Origin of the sequence: Rhizobium sp. Leaf384, from assembly GCF_001424065.1 — a bacterium.
GTDB lineage: Bacteria > Pseudomonadota > Alphaproteobacteria > Rhizobiales > Rhizobiaceae > Ferranicluibacter.
The window spans coordinates 90014-106458 of the sequence record NZ_LMQE01000009.1 but is presented as its reverse complement, the minus strand read 5'-3'; the positions used below and the strand labels follow the sequence as shown (position 1 = coordinate 106458).

15 protein-coding genes are annotated in these 16445 nt (G+C 61.4%); 8 read left to right on the top strand and 7 right to left on the bottom strand.

Going from position 1 to position 16445, the window contains the following annotated elements:
- The first annotated feature begins 171 nt into the window (after window positions 1-171).
- Window positions 172-2238, top strand: coding sequence for a maltose alpha-D-glucosyltransferase (gene treS / locus ASG25_RS19875; protein WP_062478380.1), 2067 nt, complete (start codon window positions 172-174; stop codon window positions 2236-2238).
- A gap of 112 nt (window positions 2239-2350) precedes the next feature.
- Here treS and ASG25_RS19870 read toward each other — a convergent pair whose 3' ends face one another.
- From ASG25_RS19870 to ASG25_RS19855, 4 genes are all read right to left on the bottom strand, one after another.
- Window positions 2351-3190, bottom strand: a complete 840-nt coding sequence (locus tag ASG25_RS19870; RefSeq protein ID WP_062478377.1) for an oxidoreductase — start codon at window positions 3188-3190, stop codon at window positions 2351-2353.
- A 47-nt stretch (window positions 3191-3237) separates the two neighbouring features.
- Entirely contained in the window at window positions 3238-4524 is a 1287-nt protein-coding gene (locus tag ASG25_RS19865) for a sensor domain-containing diguanylate cyclase (RefSeq protein WP_062478374.1), read from the bottom strand.
- Window positions 4525-4596: 72 nt separating this feature from the next.
- Window positions 4597-4839, bottom strand: a complete 243-nt coding sequence (locus tag ASG25_RS19860) for a hypothetical protein (protein WP_062478371.1) — start codon at window positions 4837-4839, stop codon at window positions 4597-4599.
- On the bottom strand, window positions 4836-5024 hold the full coding sequence (locus tag ASG25_RS19855) for a hypothetical protein (protein WP_156379879.1): 189 nt from the start codon (window positions 5022-5024) through the stop codon (window positions 4836-4838). The genes ASG25_RS19860 and ASG25_RS19855 overlap by 4 nt, the downstream gene beginning before the upstream one ends.
- Window positions 5025-5507: 483 nt before the next feature.
- On the opposite strand from ASG25_RS19855, the gene ASG25_RS19850 reads away from it, so the two are divergent.
- Window positions 5508-6890, top strand: a complete 1383-nt coding sequence (locus ASG25_RS19850; protein ID WP_062478862.1) for a hypothetical protein — start codon at window positions 5508-5510, stop codon at window positions 6888-6890.
- A 23-nt stretch (window positions 6891-6913) separates the two neighbouring features.
- Here ASG25_RS19850 and ASG25_RS19845 read toward each other — a convergent pair whose 3' ends face one another.
- Window positions 6914-9025, bottom strand: coding sequence for an acyltransferase family protein (locus tag ASG25_RS19845; protein WP_082480397.1), 2112 nt, complete (start codon window positions 9023-9025; stop codon window positions 6914-6916).
- A 290-nt stretch (window positions 9026-9315) separates the two neighbouring features.
- Between ASG25_RS19845 and ASG25_RS19840 the strand changes: the two genes are divergently transcribed.
- From ASG25_RS19840 to ASG25_RS19830, 3 genes are all read left to right on the top strand, one after another.
- Window positions 9316-10017 carry a hypothetical protein gene (locus ASG25_RS19840; RefSeq protein WP_062478860.1) on the top strand — a complete coding sequence of 234 codons (702 nt, stop codon included), beginning with the start codon at window positions 9316-9318 and terminating at the stop codon, window positions 10015-10017.
- 210 nt (window positions 10018-10227) lie between these two features.
- A complete protein-coding gene (locus tag ASG25_RS19835; RefSeq protein WP_062478365.1) occupies window positions 10228-10911 on the top strand; it encodes a hypothetical protein in 684 nt (227 codons plus the stop codon).
- 171 nt (window positions 10912-11082) lie between these two features.
- Entirely contained in the window at window positions 11083-11922 is an 840-nt protein-coding gene (locus tag ASG25_RS19830; protein ID WP_062478363.1) for a hypothetical protein, read from the top strand.
- A gap of 29 nt (window positions 11923-11951) precedes the next feature.
- On the opposite strand, the gene ASG25_RS19825 is transcribed toward ASG25_RS19830, so the two are convergent.
- A complete protein-coding gene (locus ASG25_RS19825; RefSeq protein ID WP_062478360.1) occupies window positions 11952-12968 on the bottom strand; it encodes an ELM1/GtrOC1 family putative glycosyltransferase in 1017 nt (338 codons plus the stop codon).
- On the bottom strand, window positions 12952-13908 hold the full coding sequence (locus tag ASG25_RS19820) for a glycosyltransferase family 92 protein (RefSeq protein WP_062478857.1): 957 nt from the start codon (window positions 13906-13908) through the stop codon (window positions 12952-12954). Before ASG25_RS19820 ends, ASG25_RS19825 begins: the two co-directional genes overlap by 17 nt.
- A gap of 145 nt (window positions 13909-14053) precedes the next feature.
- Between ASG25_RS19820 and ASG25_RS19815 the strand changes: the two genes are divergently transcribed.
- The 3 genes from ASG25_RS19815 (at window position 14054) to bluB (ending at window position 16445) form a co-directional block, all read left to right on the top strand.
- Window positions 14054-14887: a hypothetical protein gene (locus tag ASG25_RS19815; protein ID WP_062478357.1), complete on the top strand. Its 834-nt coding sequence runs from the start codon at window positions 14054-14056 to the stop codon at window positions 14885-14887.
- A gap of 43 nt (window positions 14888-14930) precedes the next feature.
- Window positions 14931-15686 carry a hypothetical protein gene (locus ASG25_RS19810; RefSeq protein ID WP_062478354.1) on the top strand — a complete coding sequence of 252 codons (756 nt, stop codon included), beginning with the start codon at window positions 14931-14933 and terminating at the stop codon, window positions 15684-15686.
- A gap of 117 nt (window positions 15687-15803) precedes the next feature.
- Window positions 15804-16445 (top strand): 5,6-dimethylbenzimidazole synthase, encoded by a 642-nt coding sequence (gene bluB / locus ASG25_RS19805; RefSeq protein ID WP_062478351.1) that lies wholly within the window; start codon window positions 15804-15806, stop codon window positions 16443-16445.

The window sequence follows — 16445 nt, the reverse complement described above, 5'->3', positions numbered from 1 at the left end:
GCAAGCTCCGCGTGAGGATTGCTGGATCAGCGTTTCGGGCAGCCCGCAATCTGTTTCCCGAGAGAGCATCGACCGAAGTGCCGTTTTGCCGTTTCCTTTCGCCCCGCGACCCCTACATCGATCATCGTGGACCAGAGGTACGACCAGACACATGCGGGATCAGAAGCTGAGATGACATCACCGAGCAAAGACGACATCGACAACCTCGTATCTTCCTCGATGCTGCACCAGGCACGCCAGTTCGCGGAAAGTTACGGCGGGCAAGGACGTTTCTGGCAGCGGCCTTATGCGGAACCGCGCCCACGTTCCGCCTCGGCCATCGCCTCGGTCTGGTTCACAGCCTATCCACCCTCCGTCATCACCCGCGAGGGCGACTCCGTCCTGAAGACGCTGGGTGACCCTCAGCTGTGGTCGGCCCTGTCGTCGATCGGCGTGCGGGGCATCCATGTCGGCCCCACGAAACGGTCCGGCGGCCTCAAAAACGGAACCTATACGCCGACGATTGACGGCAACTTCGACCGCATCGGCTTCGACATCGATCCCGCCTTCGGAACAACGGAAGAGTTCGTCGCGATCAGCCGCATGGCTGCGGCCTTCAACGCGATCGTCATTGATGACGTCATTCCGTCACATACCGGCAAGGGGGCGGATTTCCGCCTTGCCGAAATGAAACACGGTTCCTATCCCGGGCTCTACCACATGGTGGAAATCCCCGAGGAGGAATGGTCGCGCCTGCCCGACGTGCCGGAGGGACGGGATGCCGTCAACCTCGGCGCGGAAACCGTCGACTATCTCCGGGACAAGGGCTTTATCGTCGGCCAGCTGCAACGTGTCATTTTCTTCGAGCCGGGCGTGAAGGAAACCGACTGGAGCGCGACGGCACCGGTCGAGGGTGTCGACGGAAAACTGCGGCGCTGGGTCTATCTCCACTATTTCAAGGAAGGCCAGCCGAGTCTCAACTGGCTGGACCCGACCTTTGCGGCCCAGCAGATGATCATCGGCGATGCCCTTCATTCGATCGACCAGCTCGGCGCCCGCGGACTCCGGCTGGATGCCAACGGCTTTCTCGGCGTCGAACGCCGTGCGGACGGGCCGGCCTGGTCGGAAAGCCATCCCCTGTCGCTGACCGGCAACGCTCTGCTGGCGGGCATGGTGCGCAAGGCCGGCGGCTTCTCCTTCCAGGAGCTCAACCTGACGGTCGATGACATCGCCGCGATGTCGAAAGGCGGCGCCGACCTCTCCTACGACTTCATCACCCGCCCCGCCTATCATCACGCGCTGCTTACGGGAAACACCGAGTGGCTGCGCATGATGCTGCGAACCGTGCACGAGTTCGGCATCGATCCGGCGTCGCTCATCCATGCGCTGCAGAACCATGATGAGCTGACGACCGAACTCGTTCATTTCTGGACATTGCACGCCGACGACATCTACAGCTTCAGCGGACAGACGTGGCAGGGCCGGACGCTCCGGATGCATCTGCGCGACGTCATCCGCGAGCGGCTGTCCGGCGCCAATGCTCCCTACAATCTTCCGTTCGTTACCAACGGCATCGCCTGCACCACGGCGAGCGTCATCACGGCCGCACTCGGCATCGCCGATCTCGATACGATCGACGACGAGGCGATCGCGCTCATCCGCAAGATCCATCTGTTGCTAGTCATGTACAATGCCTTTCAGCCGGGCATCTTCGCGCTCTCCGGCTGGGATCTTGTCGGCGCCCTCCCCGTTCGCGCGGAGGACGTTGCGCATCTCATGGGTGACGGCGATACGCGATGGATCGAACGCGGTGCCTACGATCTGACAGGCCAGTCCGATGCGGGGCAATCCGCCGAAGGTGTTCCGCGCACCCGGGCGCTCTACGGCCCGGTCACGGAACAGCTGACGCAGCCGGACTCCTTTGCGAGCCAGCTGAAACGCCTCCTGGCCATCCGCGAAGCCTACGGCCTTGCTGCCAGCCGTCAGGTCATGATCCCCGACACGACGACGCCGGGTCTGTTGGTCATGGTGCACGAATTGCCCGACGGACGCGGCACGCAGGTTACAGCGCTCAACTTCGGCGGCACCCCGCTGCAGGAAGTGATCGTCCTGCCACAGGTTACGCCCGGCCCTGTCGTCGACATGATCGGAGAGACGATCGAGGGCGACCTCCAGGAGGATGGCGCGCTTACCATCACGCTCGATCCCTACGAAGGTCTTGCCCTGCGGATTGTCGGAACCCTGCCCGTTCTGCCGTGACAGGGAAAAGGCCATCCTGCAGGCGCATTCGGCGCCGCGTAGGATGGCCCTTTCCGTTTAAGAGAGGGCATGAAAAGCGGGTCGACTGGCTTTTTGCCGGCGACCTGCCAGATCAGCTCTCAGGATAATCCGCGCCGAGCGTCACGGGCTCCCAGCGGTCGATCTCGGCGGTGAGTGTCGCCAGTTTTTCCCGGACCGATTTCAGGCCCGGCGCGCCGAGGATCAGGTTCAACGGCGGCTGCTCGCTCTCGACGGCCTGGATGATGGCCTCCGCGGCCCGGATGGGGTCGCCGGGCTGATGACCGCTCAGCTCCGCGACCTGATCGAGCCGCTCGTGCACCGTCTTTGCGTAGGCATCGATGCGCCCGGTGGCGGACTGAAGGGAACGGCCCGCCCAGTCCGTCCGGAAGGGGCCAGGCTCGATGACCGTGACCTTGATGCCCAGCGCGCCCACTTCCTTCGACAAGGCCTCGGACATGCCGACCACAGCGAATTTCGTTGCGGCGTAATAGGACGAGCCCGGATTGCCGACCAGGCCGCCGACCGAGGCGATATTGACGATGTGGCCGGTGGCGCGCGCGCGCATCGAGGGCAAGACGGCCTTGGTCATGGCGATCAGCCCGAACACGTTTGCCTCGAACTGAGCCCTATAGCCGGCCTCGTCTCCTTCTTCGAAGGCCGTAAGGTATCCATAACCCGCATTGTTCACGAGCACGTCGACCCCGCCCGCTTCCTCGACCCGTGAGGCTGCCGCCGCGATGTCTTCCCGCGAGGTCACGTCCAGCTTGAGCGCATGGGCGTTCGCGTGTCCGTCGACCAGATCCCCAATCTGCTGGGGATTGCGGGCCGTCGCAAACACGGTATCCCCGCGGGCAATCAGAATTTCTGCAAGCGCTCGCCCGAAGCCTGTCGAGCAGCCAGTGATAAGCCAGGTTCGTTTCGATGTCGGCATGTCGATCTCCTCGTGGCGCTCGCAGGCGCCTGCTTGTTGTTCGTCTGTCAGGGAAAAGCTTGGCGGTCGAACGCGACCCCGTCTTTCCCGGATGCTTTGACGCGGTAGAGCAGTCGATCGGCATGCGCGATCATGCCGTCAAGGTCGGTCCGCGTGGCCGACCAAACACCACCGATACTGGCCCGCACGTCGACCGATATGCCGGCTTCGCTTCCCGCCTCCAGCATCAGAAAAGGCGTCCGCATCGCGCTCACCATGCGATGGGCGACGGCGATACCCGTTGTCTTGTCACCGGCGATGACCACGACAAACTCGTCCCCGCCCACCCGACACACATGGTCAATGCTCCTGACGCAGGCGGTCAAGCGGCGCGCGGTCTCCGCCAGGACGGCATCGCCGGCCGCATGGCCGTAACGGTCGTTGACCTGCTTGAAGCCGTCGAGGTCGATCGCCAGGACCGCAAATCCCTCGGATGACGTCATCTGCGAGACCCGCGCTTCGAGGCCGCGTCGGTTGAGAAGCCCGGTCAGGCTGTCGGTCTGCGCGTTTCTCCGGAGATCCTCGATCTGGCGGCGTTCCTCCGTAAAGTCGATCGCCATGCCGACAATCTTCAGCGGTCTCCCATCCGCGTCCCGCAGGAGACGGCGGTCGCATCGCATCCAACGCTCGCCAGCAATGGTGTCCAGCCTGTATTCCGCGACATTCTGGTCGATCGCGCCCCGGATCAGCGGTCCGAGATCGGCTGACGCTTTGTCGACGCTGTTGATCTTCTCGACATAGGCTTCGAGGTCGAGCCTTTCCACATTCGGACCGCAAATATACTGGGTAAGCCGATCGGACACTTCGAAGACCTGGGCCTGAATGTCCATTTGCCAGAAGCCGCCACGCACCGTTTCCAGCGCCAACTCCAGCTGCGCCGCACGTTCGCTCAGCTGCCGCTCGGCTTCCTTGGCCTGCGTAATGTCCTCGACCTGGGATATAAAGCGGACCACCTCGCCATCGCTGGCCCGCATAGCGGCCACATGAATGCGCACGTGGACAATCGACCGATCCGGACGAATGTAGCGTTTCTCGATGGTATATCCGTCGCGCCGCTTGGCCAGCACCTCGTTGAAGAGAGTGACATCCGCTTCCAGATCATCCGGATGCGTAAAGTCCGCAAAGGGCACGGCATTCAGCTTCTCTGGAGGGATCTCTACCATTCGTGAGAAGGACCGGTTTCCGCGAACGATGCGTCCCTGCGTGTCGACCAGCGCCATGCCGATGGGAGCATGCCGGAAAGCGAAATCGAAGAGAGCCAGGCGCTGTTCCGCATCGTCTTCCGGCAGGCTCATCCCGTCACCTCTGCCTCGAACCGCAGCGGACCGTGTCTATCAAGACAATGTTCGGGCGAAGGGAAGGCCCGATCATGATCCGTCCCCATCAAAGCGCTCAATCGTGACATCAAGCTGCACGCGGAAAAGCAGCGTCCCGTCAGCCCGCTCGCCGATCACGGCCGTGGTTGCGGGAAGCGCCGTCGGTGCAAGATCGCGCAGCCAGTCCTGAAGCGCGCTCAGCGCCTCTTGTTCGGCCGTTGCCAGGTCCGGAAGCGAAGCACCGCCATTATCGTCGATCCGGCCGCCCTCGTCGGTGAAGAATCGAATCCTCATGCGGGACCACTTGCCGTGTCGCGATCCTTGCACTGCGCGAGCCTTTGTGCCCGGAGCCGCTCGGTTTTCTGCCGGCGCTCTTCGTCCAGGCGGCGCTGCATCTCCATCACCGCCTGCTTGGTTGCCGTCAAATCGCCCAAGGCACCCTGTCCACGCGAGCGACGCTTCTTCTCCATCTCTTCCATATCGACCTCCGTCGTCATGAGAAGGATGAAATCGGCTTCCGGAAGCAAAAATCAATAAGCGGGAAGACTAATCTTCGTATATCTGTATTCATTAAAACATGTATATTCGAAAACGATACCGATCACCTCCCTACTTCTTGTCGAAATCAACAATATGAGAAATCGATGTGTTTCTTGATCATAGAACCCTAAATATAGGAGCACTCAGGAACGCGCGATTGCCTTTCTGAAATGCAACCAAGGCTCACAAAACGCGACTGCAGAATGACATCCATGTGCCGACCGGGCGCGTTCGACGACATCCGTCTGCGGGGATGCTGGGTCTCGATGTCCACCGCCCGAAGGGGTCAATGACACCCTCGGTTCACGTTTCGATATAATCCGTCACGTTAAATGACTTTCCATTGCCGCCAACACCGTTCATGGGATGATCAACGACTGTTGCGACGTCCGCGTAACGACCCACGACCTGAAGACATGATCATGGAAAACCCGATCGCACTGGAAAGCATCGCCGACAACACGCTGTTTCGGAAAGGCGATATCTTCGTCCTCTTCGGCGAGTTGTTCGGCCGTGGGTATGCGACGGGCCTTCTCGACCAGGCCCGCAAGGTCGGCATGCAGATCGTCGGCATTACCGTCGGCCGCCGCGATGAAAACAATGCGCTGCGGCCGTTGACGCAGGAAGAGCTGTCGGACGCCGAGGCGCGACTGGGTGGCACGATCATCAACGTGCCGCTGATGGCAGGCTTCGATCTCGACGGCCCGGAGGGCGGTCCGACACCGACGGATATGCTGGCGGATCTCACCCTCCAGACGTGGCAGGACGCCCGGATCGACTGGGATCACATCGAGACCTGCAAGGCCATTGCGACAAACCGCTTCAAGACGGCATTGGCGCAGGTCATGACAGCGCTCGACGGTATGATCCCGGACGGGAAGAACGTGTTTTTCGCCCATACGATGGCTGGCGGCATCCCCAAAGCCAAGGTTCTGCTCGTCGTGGCCAACAGGATCTACAAGGGCACCGGCGCCCGCCATATGTCGTCGCAGACCCTGCTCGAAAGCGACATGGGCAAACTGATTCTCCAGAACTTCGACGAAGTGTCGGCAAACACCTTCCGTCACCTCATCGAGGCAAGCGCCGCCATCCGCGCACGCGTCGAGGCCTCGGGCCATGCCGTGCGCTACACGGCCTATGGCTATCACGGGACCGGCATTCTCATCGGCGACGAATATCGCTGGCAGACCTACACGAACTACACGCAGGGCTATGCCAAGATGCGCCTCGAGGCCATCGCTTCGGACGCCTGGGATAAGGGCGTGACGGCAACCGTCTACAATTGCCCGGAAATCCGCACCAACTCGTCGGATGTCTTTACCGGCATCGAGCTCCCGCTGATACCGCTTCTTCTGGCGCTGAAGCGCGAGAATGGTGGGCGCTGGGCCGACGAGCAGTGGCGGGCGTGCGAGGCCCTGCTTGCGGATGGCCATACGGTGGCGGATGTATTGCGCCGAATCCGGGATCTGCAGGCCAGTGCCGTCATGGAACCGTTCTACGACTTCAACGCCTGGCCGATGCCCAACAGCCAAGCCCAGGCGGATCTGACGATCGGCACCTCCAACGATATCACCGCCATGCATCGCGACGGCAAGGCGCTGATCAGCGACCTCTTGAGCACGCTCGTGGTGGAGGCAACCGGCCGGCTCATCTTCGGTGCGACGTCGGCGCCCACCGGTCCTGTCCGGTGGATCCATCACGACCTCGTTGCCCGCTGCCTGAACGCCGCGCATGGCGACACCGAGGGTGCGACGCGGACGGGGCCTCTATCTTCGCAGACGTCGCACTTAAGCGAAGTGGCCTGATCGGCCTCTTTTCCACAGCGCTGTCACGAGACGTGTCCGGCCCCCGTCGTCAACGGCGGGGCTGGTCCGGCACGGCGAAGCTCCATCGACGGCTTCGTCGTCTCGCCGACGGGTTTTGCGATCATGACCATGGTTGGGTCGAACAGCGGCGCCAGATACATCGCGCCTGTCAGCGAGAGATGATCGCCGTCACGGTAGAGAATGTTCCCAGCGGCAACGGGATGGCACCGCGCCTCATCGCAGAGCGCGGTAAAGGGATCAACGATCAATGCTCCCGTTTCCCGTGCGAGTTCCGTTAGCATGTCGCGGGCGAGCTTCTGTCGTTGCAGCGTGTAGCCGAGCGGCAGACTGAAATCGCTGCTTTCCCCGGTCATCTTCGCCCGCGCCAGCGCTTCCGGCACCTTCACGCCCATTTCGGGAACGTCCTGGACAAGAATGGTTCGGGTGCCCTGTTTCGTTAACGCACCGATCGTCGCCCTCAGGCTGTCGCGGACAGGCGCCGACCAGTCGGGCAGAAGCAGCGGTTCGGAGGTGTTGAAAAAAACGCCTTCTCCGGCCAGCTCGGTACGGTGGACATATTTGGGCCAGTAACCGACCAGGAACACATAGGGGGCCTTTGTCCGCTCGATCAAGCTGAGGGTTGCCGAGAGCGTTTCCCGGCAGCGTTCAACCACGCGCTCTGGTCCGAAGACGGCGTCGGGAAGCGGTGGACAGGAGGCGCGGGCAACAAAGAGCCCGGACAGACCTGCCTTGCGAGCCGCCGCGTCGATGGCCGGCGCGATAGCGGCTGCATGCGAATCCCCCCAGACGATGAAACGCGGCGCTCCGCCTGAAGGCGCACCCATGGGGCAAACAGCTCCCTCACGGATGGATTGCGTCTGCAATCCTTGGCCGTCCGTGTCGGTAAAGCACTTCGGCGCGAAGAACGGGCTCTGGTCGTAGGTCGCAGAATAGAGGGCAAAGACGTCTGCAGGGAGGCGCTGAGGAAGACCATCATAGCGGGTCACGAGCACACCGAAGCCGGCCGCGGCCGCCATCGTCGTTCCCAGAAGCGACAGGACGAGCCTGCGCGATCGAAAAATGGGGGAATAGCGGGCGGGCTGCTCGATGAACCGCCACGACAGCGTGGCGCACACGAAGGACAGGACCACGACCAGCACGCTGTCGGAAAGGGTCAGATGGTGCCCTGTCTCGTAGCGGTAGAACACGATGATCGGCCAGTGCCACAGATAGAGCGAGTAGGAAATCCGGCCGATGAAGACGGCAACACGATTGGTCAGGATCCGGGCAGGAAACCAGCTGGTGGCCCCGGCATGAACAACGAGGGCTGCGCCCAGCACGGGGACAGCGGCGAATGGCCCTGGAAACGGTGTGGCAGAGGAGTAGAGAAAGATCGCAGCAAGGATGGCAGCAAGCCCTGCGGCGCTGAGAAAAGCGGCCATCCGCTCGCTATAGGCAGGCCGAGGCGCAAAGGCGACCAGCGCTCCGATCAGCAGCTCCCACACCCGGAAATGCAGAAGGAAGAACGCCTTTTCCGGGGAATGACCTGTCGCCCACAGGCACGCCGCAAACGAGATCAGGATCAGAGCACCGGTGATGTGCAGGAGGAAGCGGCGGGCATAGGTGAAAACCAAGAGCAGGGAGATCGGGAAGAGAATGTAGAACTGCTCTTCCATCGACAGCGACCACGTGTGAAGCAGTGGCTTCATCTCGGCCGAGATGTCGAAATATCCGCTCTCCTGACGGAAGAGGATATTGGCGGAGAACAGAGCTGCGGCCCGCACGCTGTCGCCGAAGTAGCGAAACTCCTGCGGCATCAGCCGGAACCACGCGAACACGGCCGTGATCGCCATCATCGTGAACAGCGCCGGGATGATGCGTCTGATCCGGCGGATGTAGAAGTCCGCAAAGGAAAACGTTCCCGCCGCGAGATCGGCCAGAATGATCTTCGCCATGAAGTAGCCGGAGAGGACGAAGAACACATCGACGCCGACGAAACCGCCACGGAAAAGCGGGATATCAGCATGAAACAGAACGACGGGCAGAATGGCAAGCGCACGCAGACCATCGAGGTCGGCGCGATAGTGCAGATGCGCCGTGCCTCTGACACGTTCCGATACAGCCGAAGCGGCCATGGGCGTTCTTTCCTGTTCGAGCCTCTGTACGTCGTCTTGTACAGAACGATGTCATGGGCGGCATCCGATACGACCGCTGCCGTTCCTACCCGCCGATCGGCCGTCTGGACCTCTGTTAACGCCATGCACCGCGAAAAACGGCATGACATCCGCATCCGTCCGAGGCATATCGATTGTATCCGTGCGCACCAAACGACGGATCCGGTCGACCTCCCGCAGAGGGAGAAGCCGCAAAATGCGACTTTATCGTGGTGCCCGTCGCACGGTTCACCGCTTCCTGGGAACGCAAGATGAATACGCAAGAGTTGCAGGCACTGAGAGAGACCCATCGCCGCTGGCTTGCAAAGCTCAAGATTCTCGATCGGCCCTGGCTCATTCTGGGATCCGCGCCCAACCCGACGCTGCCGGCCGACATCGTCGCCCATTGCGCACGAATGGATGTGAACAATGCGGGCAAGACCGCCAACATGCTCGGTCTGCCGGCAGCCGACCTGACGTTTCGGAAGCGCAAGAAGTCGTGGGAAGAGCATCCGGATGTCCGGACGCGGGGCCTTCTGTGGCTCCATACCCGGCCGCTTTGGGTCATGCGTCTGAAACTGCTGATGAAACCGAGCGTTCGCTACCGCAGCCTGATGCGCGCGACCAAGGAAGAGCGCGAGGCCATTGTCGATCACGTGTGCGGCGGCATGCCGACCGATATCGGCGAGACCGGCCATGTCACGAATGGCGTCGCAGCCCTCTGCTATGCGCTCTTCATGGGCGTGCCGTCCGCAACGCTGGCCGGCTTCTCGCTGACCGTCATGGGCCATTCCTATAACGAGAAGGGCAGCACGCGGCGTCAGATTGACGAAGACGCCTATGTCCTGTCGAAACTCCGGGAGCGGCCCGAGGTGTTCACGACGGAGGAAGGCTTGTCTGCCTCGATCGGCATCCGTCACGTTGCACGGCTCGAAGACATTCTTCAGGCGTCGAGGAACGTTCGCACATCCTGACACCGGAAAGGCACCTTGAGTGTCTCGGCTGACCATAGGGTTGCAGCTTACGGAGGTCACTGATATTCCGTCCCAAAGGCCCTTTGGAAACACCTTGCTGGATCCTGGAATGGCCAGACGCTCGACATAAGCTGCCGATCGGGAGCGCCGGCGTCAGCCAGACGACGCGTCTTGCCAAAATCGGAAACGCATTTGAGGAATGAGAGAGTTATGACCGAAATTGCCAATGTCTTCATCGGTTTCGATACCAAGGAAGTTGCCGCCTATCACGTTCTTTGCCAGAGCATTCTGGAAAAGAGCTCCATTCCTGTCGCGTTCACGCCCATCGTGCTGAGCAACGTTGCAAACATCTTCACGCGCGAGCGCAATTCGCTCCAGTCGACCGAATTTTCCTTCTCGCGCTTCCTGGTGCCTTATCTCAGCAACTTTGAAGGCTGGTCGCTCTTTGCCGACTGCGACATGCTCATGCGCACGGACATTGCCAAGCTCTGGGAGCTGAAAGATGATCGCTATGCCGCCATGTGCGTGAAGCACGACTATGTCCCGAAGGTCGAGACGAAGTTTCTCGGGCAGGTCCAGACGAAATACGAAAAGAAGAACTGGTCAAGCGTGATCCTGTTCAACAATGCGAAGTGCCGCAAGCTCGACCTTGAATACGTCAACACGGCAACAGGCCTGGAGCTTCACCAGTTCAAGTGGCTGGAATCGGAAGAACTGATCGGCGAACTGCCCCCGGCCTGGAACTGGTTGGTCAACGAGTACGAGCGCAGCGAAGATGCGGCCCTCGTCCACTTCACAGACGGCGGTCCTTATTTCGAAGAGTACAAGAACGACGACTATTCGGAAGAGTGGTTCGCGACGCGAGAACGCATGCTCCACGTCCAGCAGCGCTGACCAACAGGATGCGGCTGACCGCGATCGCCGTCAGCCGCATCGTCCGTAGGCTTGCACCACCGTCATTCCATCTAGCCTTACAGTAAGGTGTCGATTGCAATAGGACAGGAGGCTCGCGCTGCTCGGAGGCCTCCGGGTGGGAGCGGCCCGAGGTCCGTAAGAGGTCGGAAAATGTCGTTGCAGAATCTCGAAGCAAGCGGTGGAGTGAAGCAGATCATCTGCATCAACTGGGGCACGAAATACGGCCCGCCCTTCATCAACCGGCTCTATGCCATGGTGGAGCGGAACATCACGCCGCCCTTCACCTTCACCTGTTTTACAGACAATCGAGACGGCATCCGGCCGGAGGTCGCCTGCGAGGATCTTCCCGAACTCGACGTGGTCATGCCCGTCAATTCCCGTGGGATCTGGCCAAAGGCGCGCCTCTGGGGCAAGACACTCGGCAATCTCAAGGGTGCAGTCCTGTTTCTGGATCTCGACCTGGTGATCGTTTCCTCGCTCGACGACTTTTTCACCGTCGGCGGGCCGGACGATATCGTCATGGCTCGGAACCAGACCACGCCGTTCGAGCGCCTCGGTCAGACGTCGCTGTTTCGTTTCCCCGTCGGCAAACTGCAGCCGATCCAGGACAAATTCCGTGCTGATCCGCAGAAGGTCGCTGACGAGTATCGCTACGAGCAGCGGTTCGTTACAAAGAACGCACCCGGCGGCGTGACATTCTATCCGAGACGCTGGGTTCTGCATTTCCGCCAGGATTGCCGTCGCACATTCCCGTTGAATTACTTTCTGCCGCCGAAGCTGCCCAAGTCCGCCCGCGTCGTCATTTTTCCACGTGGCCTGCTTCCGCAGCATGCCTTTGAAGGGAAGTACCGGGGCAAACAGATCGCATCGACGCCTGCCACCTATTTCATGAACGTGCTGACCGGCAGGGAGCGCCGGCATTCGCTCTTCAGCGACCTGCGTCACTACATCAAGCCCACCCTCTGGGTGGGGGATCACTGGCGGGAATAGCCTCCCGTCGCAGAACGACGCCGCTCTTCTCAGATCTGCCGCTTTACGCTGACCGAAATACGGCGCGGACCACGGATCTGCCGGTCTGCCAGTGCATCCGCAACGATCGCACCGATGCGCTTCGTTTCGTTCAAAGGCTCGTAGACATAGGGTGCGAGATCTCCTTTGAAGGCCCGCGTCAGGTTCAGCGTTTCCCGAAGGTCCGTGTGATAGGTCTCGAACTTTAAAAGCCGCTCGCCCGGAACGGGCGTGAGATCGAGCGTATAGACCGGCTTTCCGGTCACCAGCGCCTCGCAGGGCATGGTGATCGAGTCCTTGGCAATCAGAAACGCATCCGCCGAAGCCATGAAATCGAGATACGGATTTTCCCCCGTACGGTCCCAGACCGTGATGTTTTCGGATCGCAGCGTCAAGGCAGCCTGCAGCGTCTCCTCGCTGGACCGTCGAGAGACGGTGATGACGACCTTCCATCCCGCCGCCTCAAGGCCCTTGACGGCATCGCGGATGTGCAGATGACAGGCGTCGTCATAGAGATAGGCGCCATTGGAACCGCCGAGGAAGACGGCGGCGACCCGGTCGGTCGGTTCCGCATATTTCGACCGGCTGTCGGCGTATGCCGCCAGCCTTTCCGGGGTGATCTGGTGGGGGACGCCCACCATCTGCCGGACATGGCCGATCCCGTCGAGGTCCGGCACCCAGTCGTGCCGCGAAACGAAGATGAGATCATAGCCATCCACACGAGGCCGCTGCAGATGCACGGCGAATGGCCGGCCGCCGAAAGCGTGCTTGATGGCAAGGACGGGCTCTTCCGCGCGGAAGCCGCAGGACACCAGGAAGGCGGGCTCGGCTTCGCGCGTCGAGAACAGCCGGGGTTTGAACCATTTGCGCCAGCCGTGCGGTCTCGTCACGATCTTGACGACCGGCGCGGGGTCGATCTGTCGGGCGATCCCGAGACACTGCGTGAGCGTGCCTGCCTTTTCCTCGGTCACGGCCCAACCTCTGCGGACCGATGGCAGGACGGCGGAACGATCAGGATGTTCGGTCATGCATCGTCTCCGGCACTGGGATCGCGGATGGTCCGAGATCGATGTTGTTTCGTGCAATGAAGGCGGCCAGGGCACGGTCTTCGACCACGTCGTGTTCGATATAGCGGGCGGTTTCGGCAACCTTCTGCCGATATTTCTCCGTCGTATCGTCGAACGACCAGCCACGCGCGACCTTCTCGGCAAGCTCCTGCTGCGACTTCAGATAATAATGATTGAGCTGCAGATTTTCTGCCGAATAGAACGCCTCTGCCTTGCGATCCCGCACCGATGCGACCATGCCAGCATCGTTCGACGTGCGATCACCGAACGCCTTCGTCCAGAAACGATGCACGCTGACGCCGGTTACGCTTGTGGGATCAACGATGCATTTGAAGTTGCTGGCGTTTCCGCCCTGGCGCTCCGGGTGGGCCACCCGCGCCGTGTAGTTGAGGCAGACGGGCCCCGCAGGGCGCACCCGATGGCCGCCATGTCCAAACATGTGCCACGGCAGGGAAATGTTCGGAAAGCCCTTCACGTGGCGCAATGCTTCCTCGAGCGTCCGGTCGCGGCGCGGCAGCAGGAACTCATCCACATCGATGAACGCCATCCAATCGTATCGACCACCAAAATTGAGCAGGGCATGCGCGAAGGCGATCGCCTGGCCATTCAGCACCACCGATGTCGCCTGGTCGCGCATGCGCATGATCCAGGGAACGACCGTCAGAGCGTCGGCGGGCAAGAGCGACCGGAGGATGTCCATCGTGCCGTCCGTCGAGCCGTCGTCGTAGATGTGAAAATGCCGAACGCCGATCGCGGTGTGAAAGCGGATCCACTCCTCGATATAGGACGCTTCATTCTTGACGCAGGCGACGATGGATATGCCGTGGCGACCGGCCAAAGGTGCCGGTGGCGTGACGACGAGCTCCCGCGTGAAACTCCGTTTGCTCTTCCATCCGAACATTTGTAGAAACCCGACAAGATAGAACCGGGCCGAGCCTCTGCCGACCGCGTTCATATGGCCTTACTATCTTTGCGGGCCATCGTTCAACAGCATGAGCCCCGATGAACCGCGTTTCACCGGATATCGTCTGAAAGTGGCAGGTTTTATGGATATCGCCGGAGATCGAGACGCTGAGACGACCGCCGGCCTGTCCTCCGAGCAGGATTGGCGGACCTTCTTCTCCCGGTTCTCCCGGGTCATCCTGGTGGCCAACAGCGAACAGGTCGACGTCCCTGCCTTGAGGCGCGCCTACACGGACGATGCCTTGTTCGTCTTTTTCAACAAGGCCTATAAAGTTCTCCAGCAACCTTTCGCCGGCCACAGCATGCTCGTGTCCCGGGCGCAGCCGCGGGGTGCAAACATCGTCTACCGGGGCGAGGTCGAGCAGGTGCTCGGGCTTTTCGTCCCCGACAGTTTCCACGGCATTCTGAACATCCGTCTCGCCGAAAGCGAAACGCCGAACACGCAGACCGATTATGGCGGCACGCCCACCGGCCATCTGGACCTGACATCGCTCGGCAACGGGATCTATCCCGCAGACAAGCTTCCGACGTCGGGCTTCGCATTGGCCTACTGGCTCTTGGAACAGCGCGTGCCGGTCGAGGTCGTGCTGGCAGGATTTTCGGGCAAAAGAAGCGAGAAGTGGCGGGTTGTGGCCGTTCACGACTGGGTCTTCGAACAGGTCTGTCTGCGGGTATTTGCCACGGCAGGCAAGCTCTCGCTTCACAATGCGGACCTGTCCGATCCCTATGCCAAGCTGTCCGCACGCTTCCCCGAGATCCCGCCCAGCCAGATATCCTTCACGGTGGCCGACGTTCTCTCGCAACGCATCGGCAACACGGATGCGCAGGTGGACAAGCTCATTTCGCTCACCGGCGTCCTGAAATCCGCAGATATGTTTCTGCGCAATCTCAAACCCCGGTTTCTGAAGAAGCGGTGACGCACCTTCTGTGGCGGCCGAATAAGGGGCTTCGATGCAAGACATGAAGAAGTGGTTCGTCCAGACCCGCCAGCGCCTTCATCGGTCGCTCAAGTACCGGCTGATCCGCCCGCGCCCACCCGCCTGCGACCACGTCTTCCGCGGCCCCGCGGTCGTGGTCGGCTCTGCGCCTGTTATCAACAAACCGGAAGGTTGGGACGCGGATTTCAGCGTGATGACGATCAACGGATCGCAGTCCGCGATACGCGCCTGGGGGATCGACGTTCCGGATATCACCTTCATGATGTTCAACCAGGTCGAGGGCACGTCGACGAATGCGAGAGAGGTCCGCCGCGTTCTCACGGGTCGGCGGACGCGCAGTCTGTATGTCCTGCTCTGGCGCAAGAATGCGCGCCAGCGGCTCGTGGATGGGTTGAAAGCCTTCGGCTACGGCTACGACAATCTCGTGATCATCGACCGGTACGAGCGGATGTCCCTCTTTGACCGCATGACAGGCCGCAAGAACACGGAGGTGCGGACCGAGGACAAATGCTCGAACGGCCTGAATGCCGTCCTCTTCGCCCTCTATCACGGTGCGCCGCAGGTCATCATCACAGGCATCAACCCGAACTCGACCGGACATTCGTACAATCAGACCGGTCTGGCACGCGCTCATGTCCAGATGGACAAGACCGTCATCGAGCAGTTGCTTGCCGAAGGCCGGCCGTTGTACACGGCCGATCCGGAGGTTTCTCGCGATCTGAACATTCCTCTGTGGACGGGCAGGCCCGAAGCGCCAGCGGTAAACCCGAACGTGTGACCGAGCCGGGGCTTGTCGAGAACGGCGGCCACCGTCTGGCGCCTGCCGGTCTCCAGCTGTTAAGCGGCAGCGATCCGCCGCAAGACCACCGAAGCGGTCGAACCGAGGACGGGGAACATGCTGCCGCGAAAGACATTCGACGCCGGTTTCCAGGCCGAACTGGCGCAGCTTCTGACATGGCGTCGCGATGTGCGGCTGTTCCGCTCCGATCCGCTACCCGCAGGCACGGTGGAGCGCCTGCTCGAAGCGGCCTGCCGCGCGCCATCGGTTGGCCTCAGCCAACCCTGGCGCTTTGTTCTTGTCAACGACGTCACACGCCGCGACGGCGTGCGCCGGGGGTTCGAGGCGTGCAACGCCAACGCGCTTTCAGGATATTCGGGCGACAAAGCGCAACGGTATGCCCAACTGAAGCTTGCCGGTCTCGATGCGGCGCCCTGCCAGCTTGCCGTCTTTTGCGACCGCGCCACTGCCCAAGGGGATAGGCTTGGGCGCAGGACAATGCCGGAAACGCTCGATTATTCGGTTGTGCTCGCCGTCCACACGCTATGGCTTGCCGCCCGGGCGGAGGGGATCGGGCTCGGCTGGCTGTCGATTCTCGACCCCCAGGAGGTGGTGACCTCCCTCGACATCCCGGAAACCTGGCATTTCATCGGTTACTTCTGCCTCGGCTATCCCGCAGCCGACGACGACACGCCGGCTTTGGAGCGGTCGGGTTGGGAGCGGCGGTGCGCGCCCGACAGCGTGATCTTCCGACGCTAG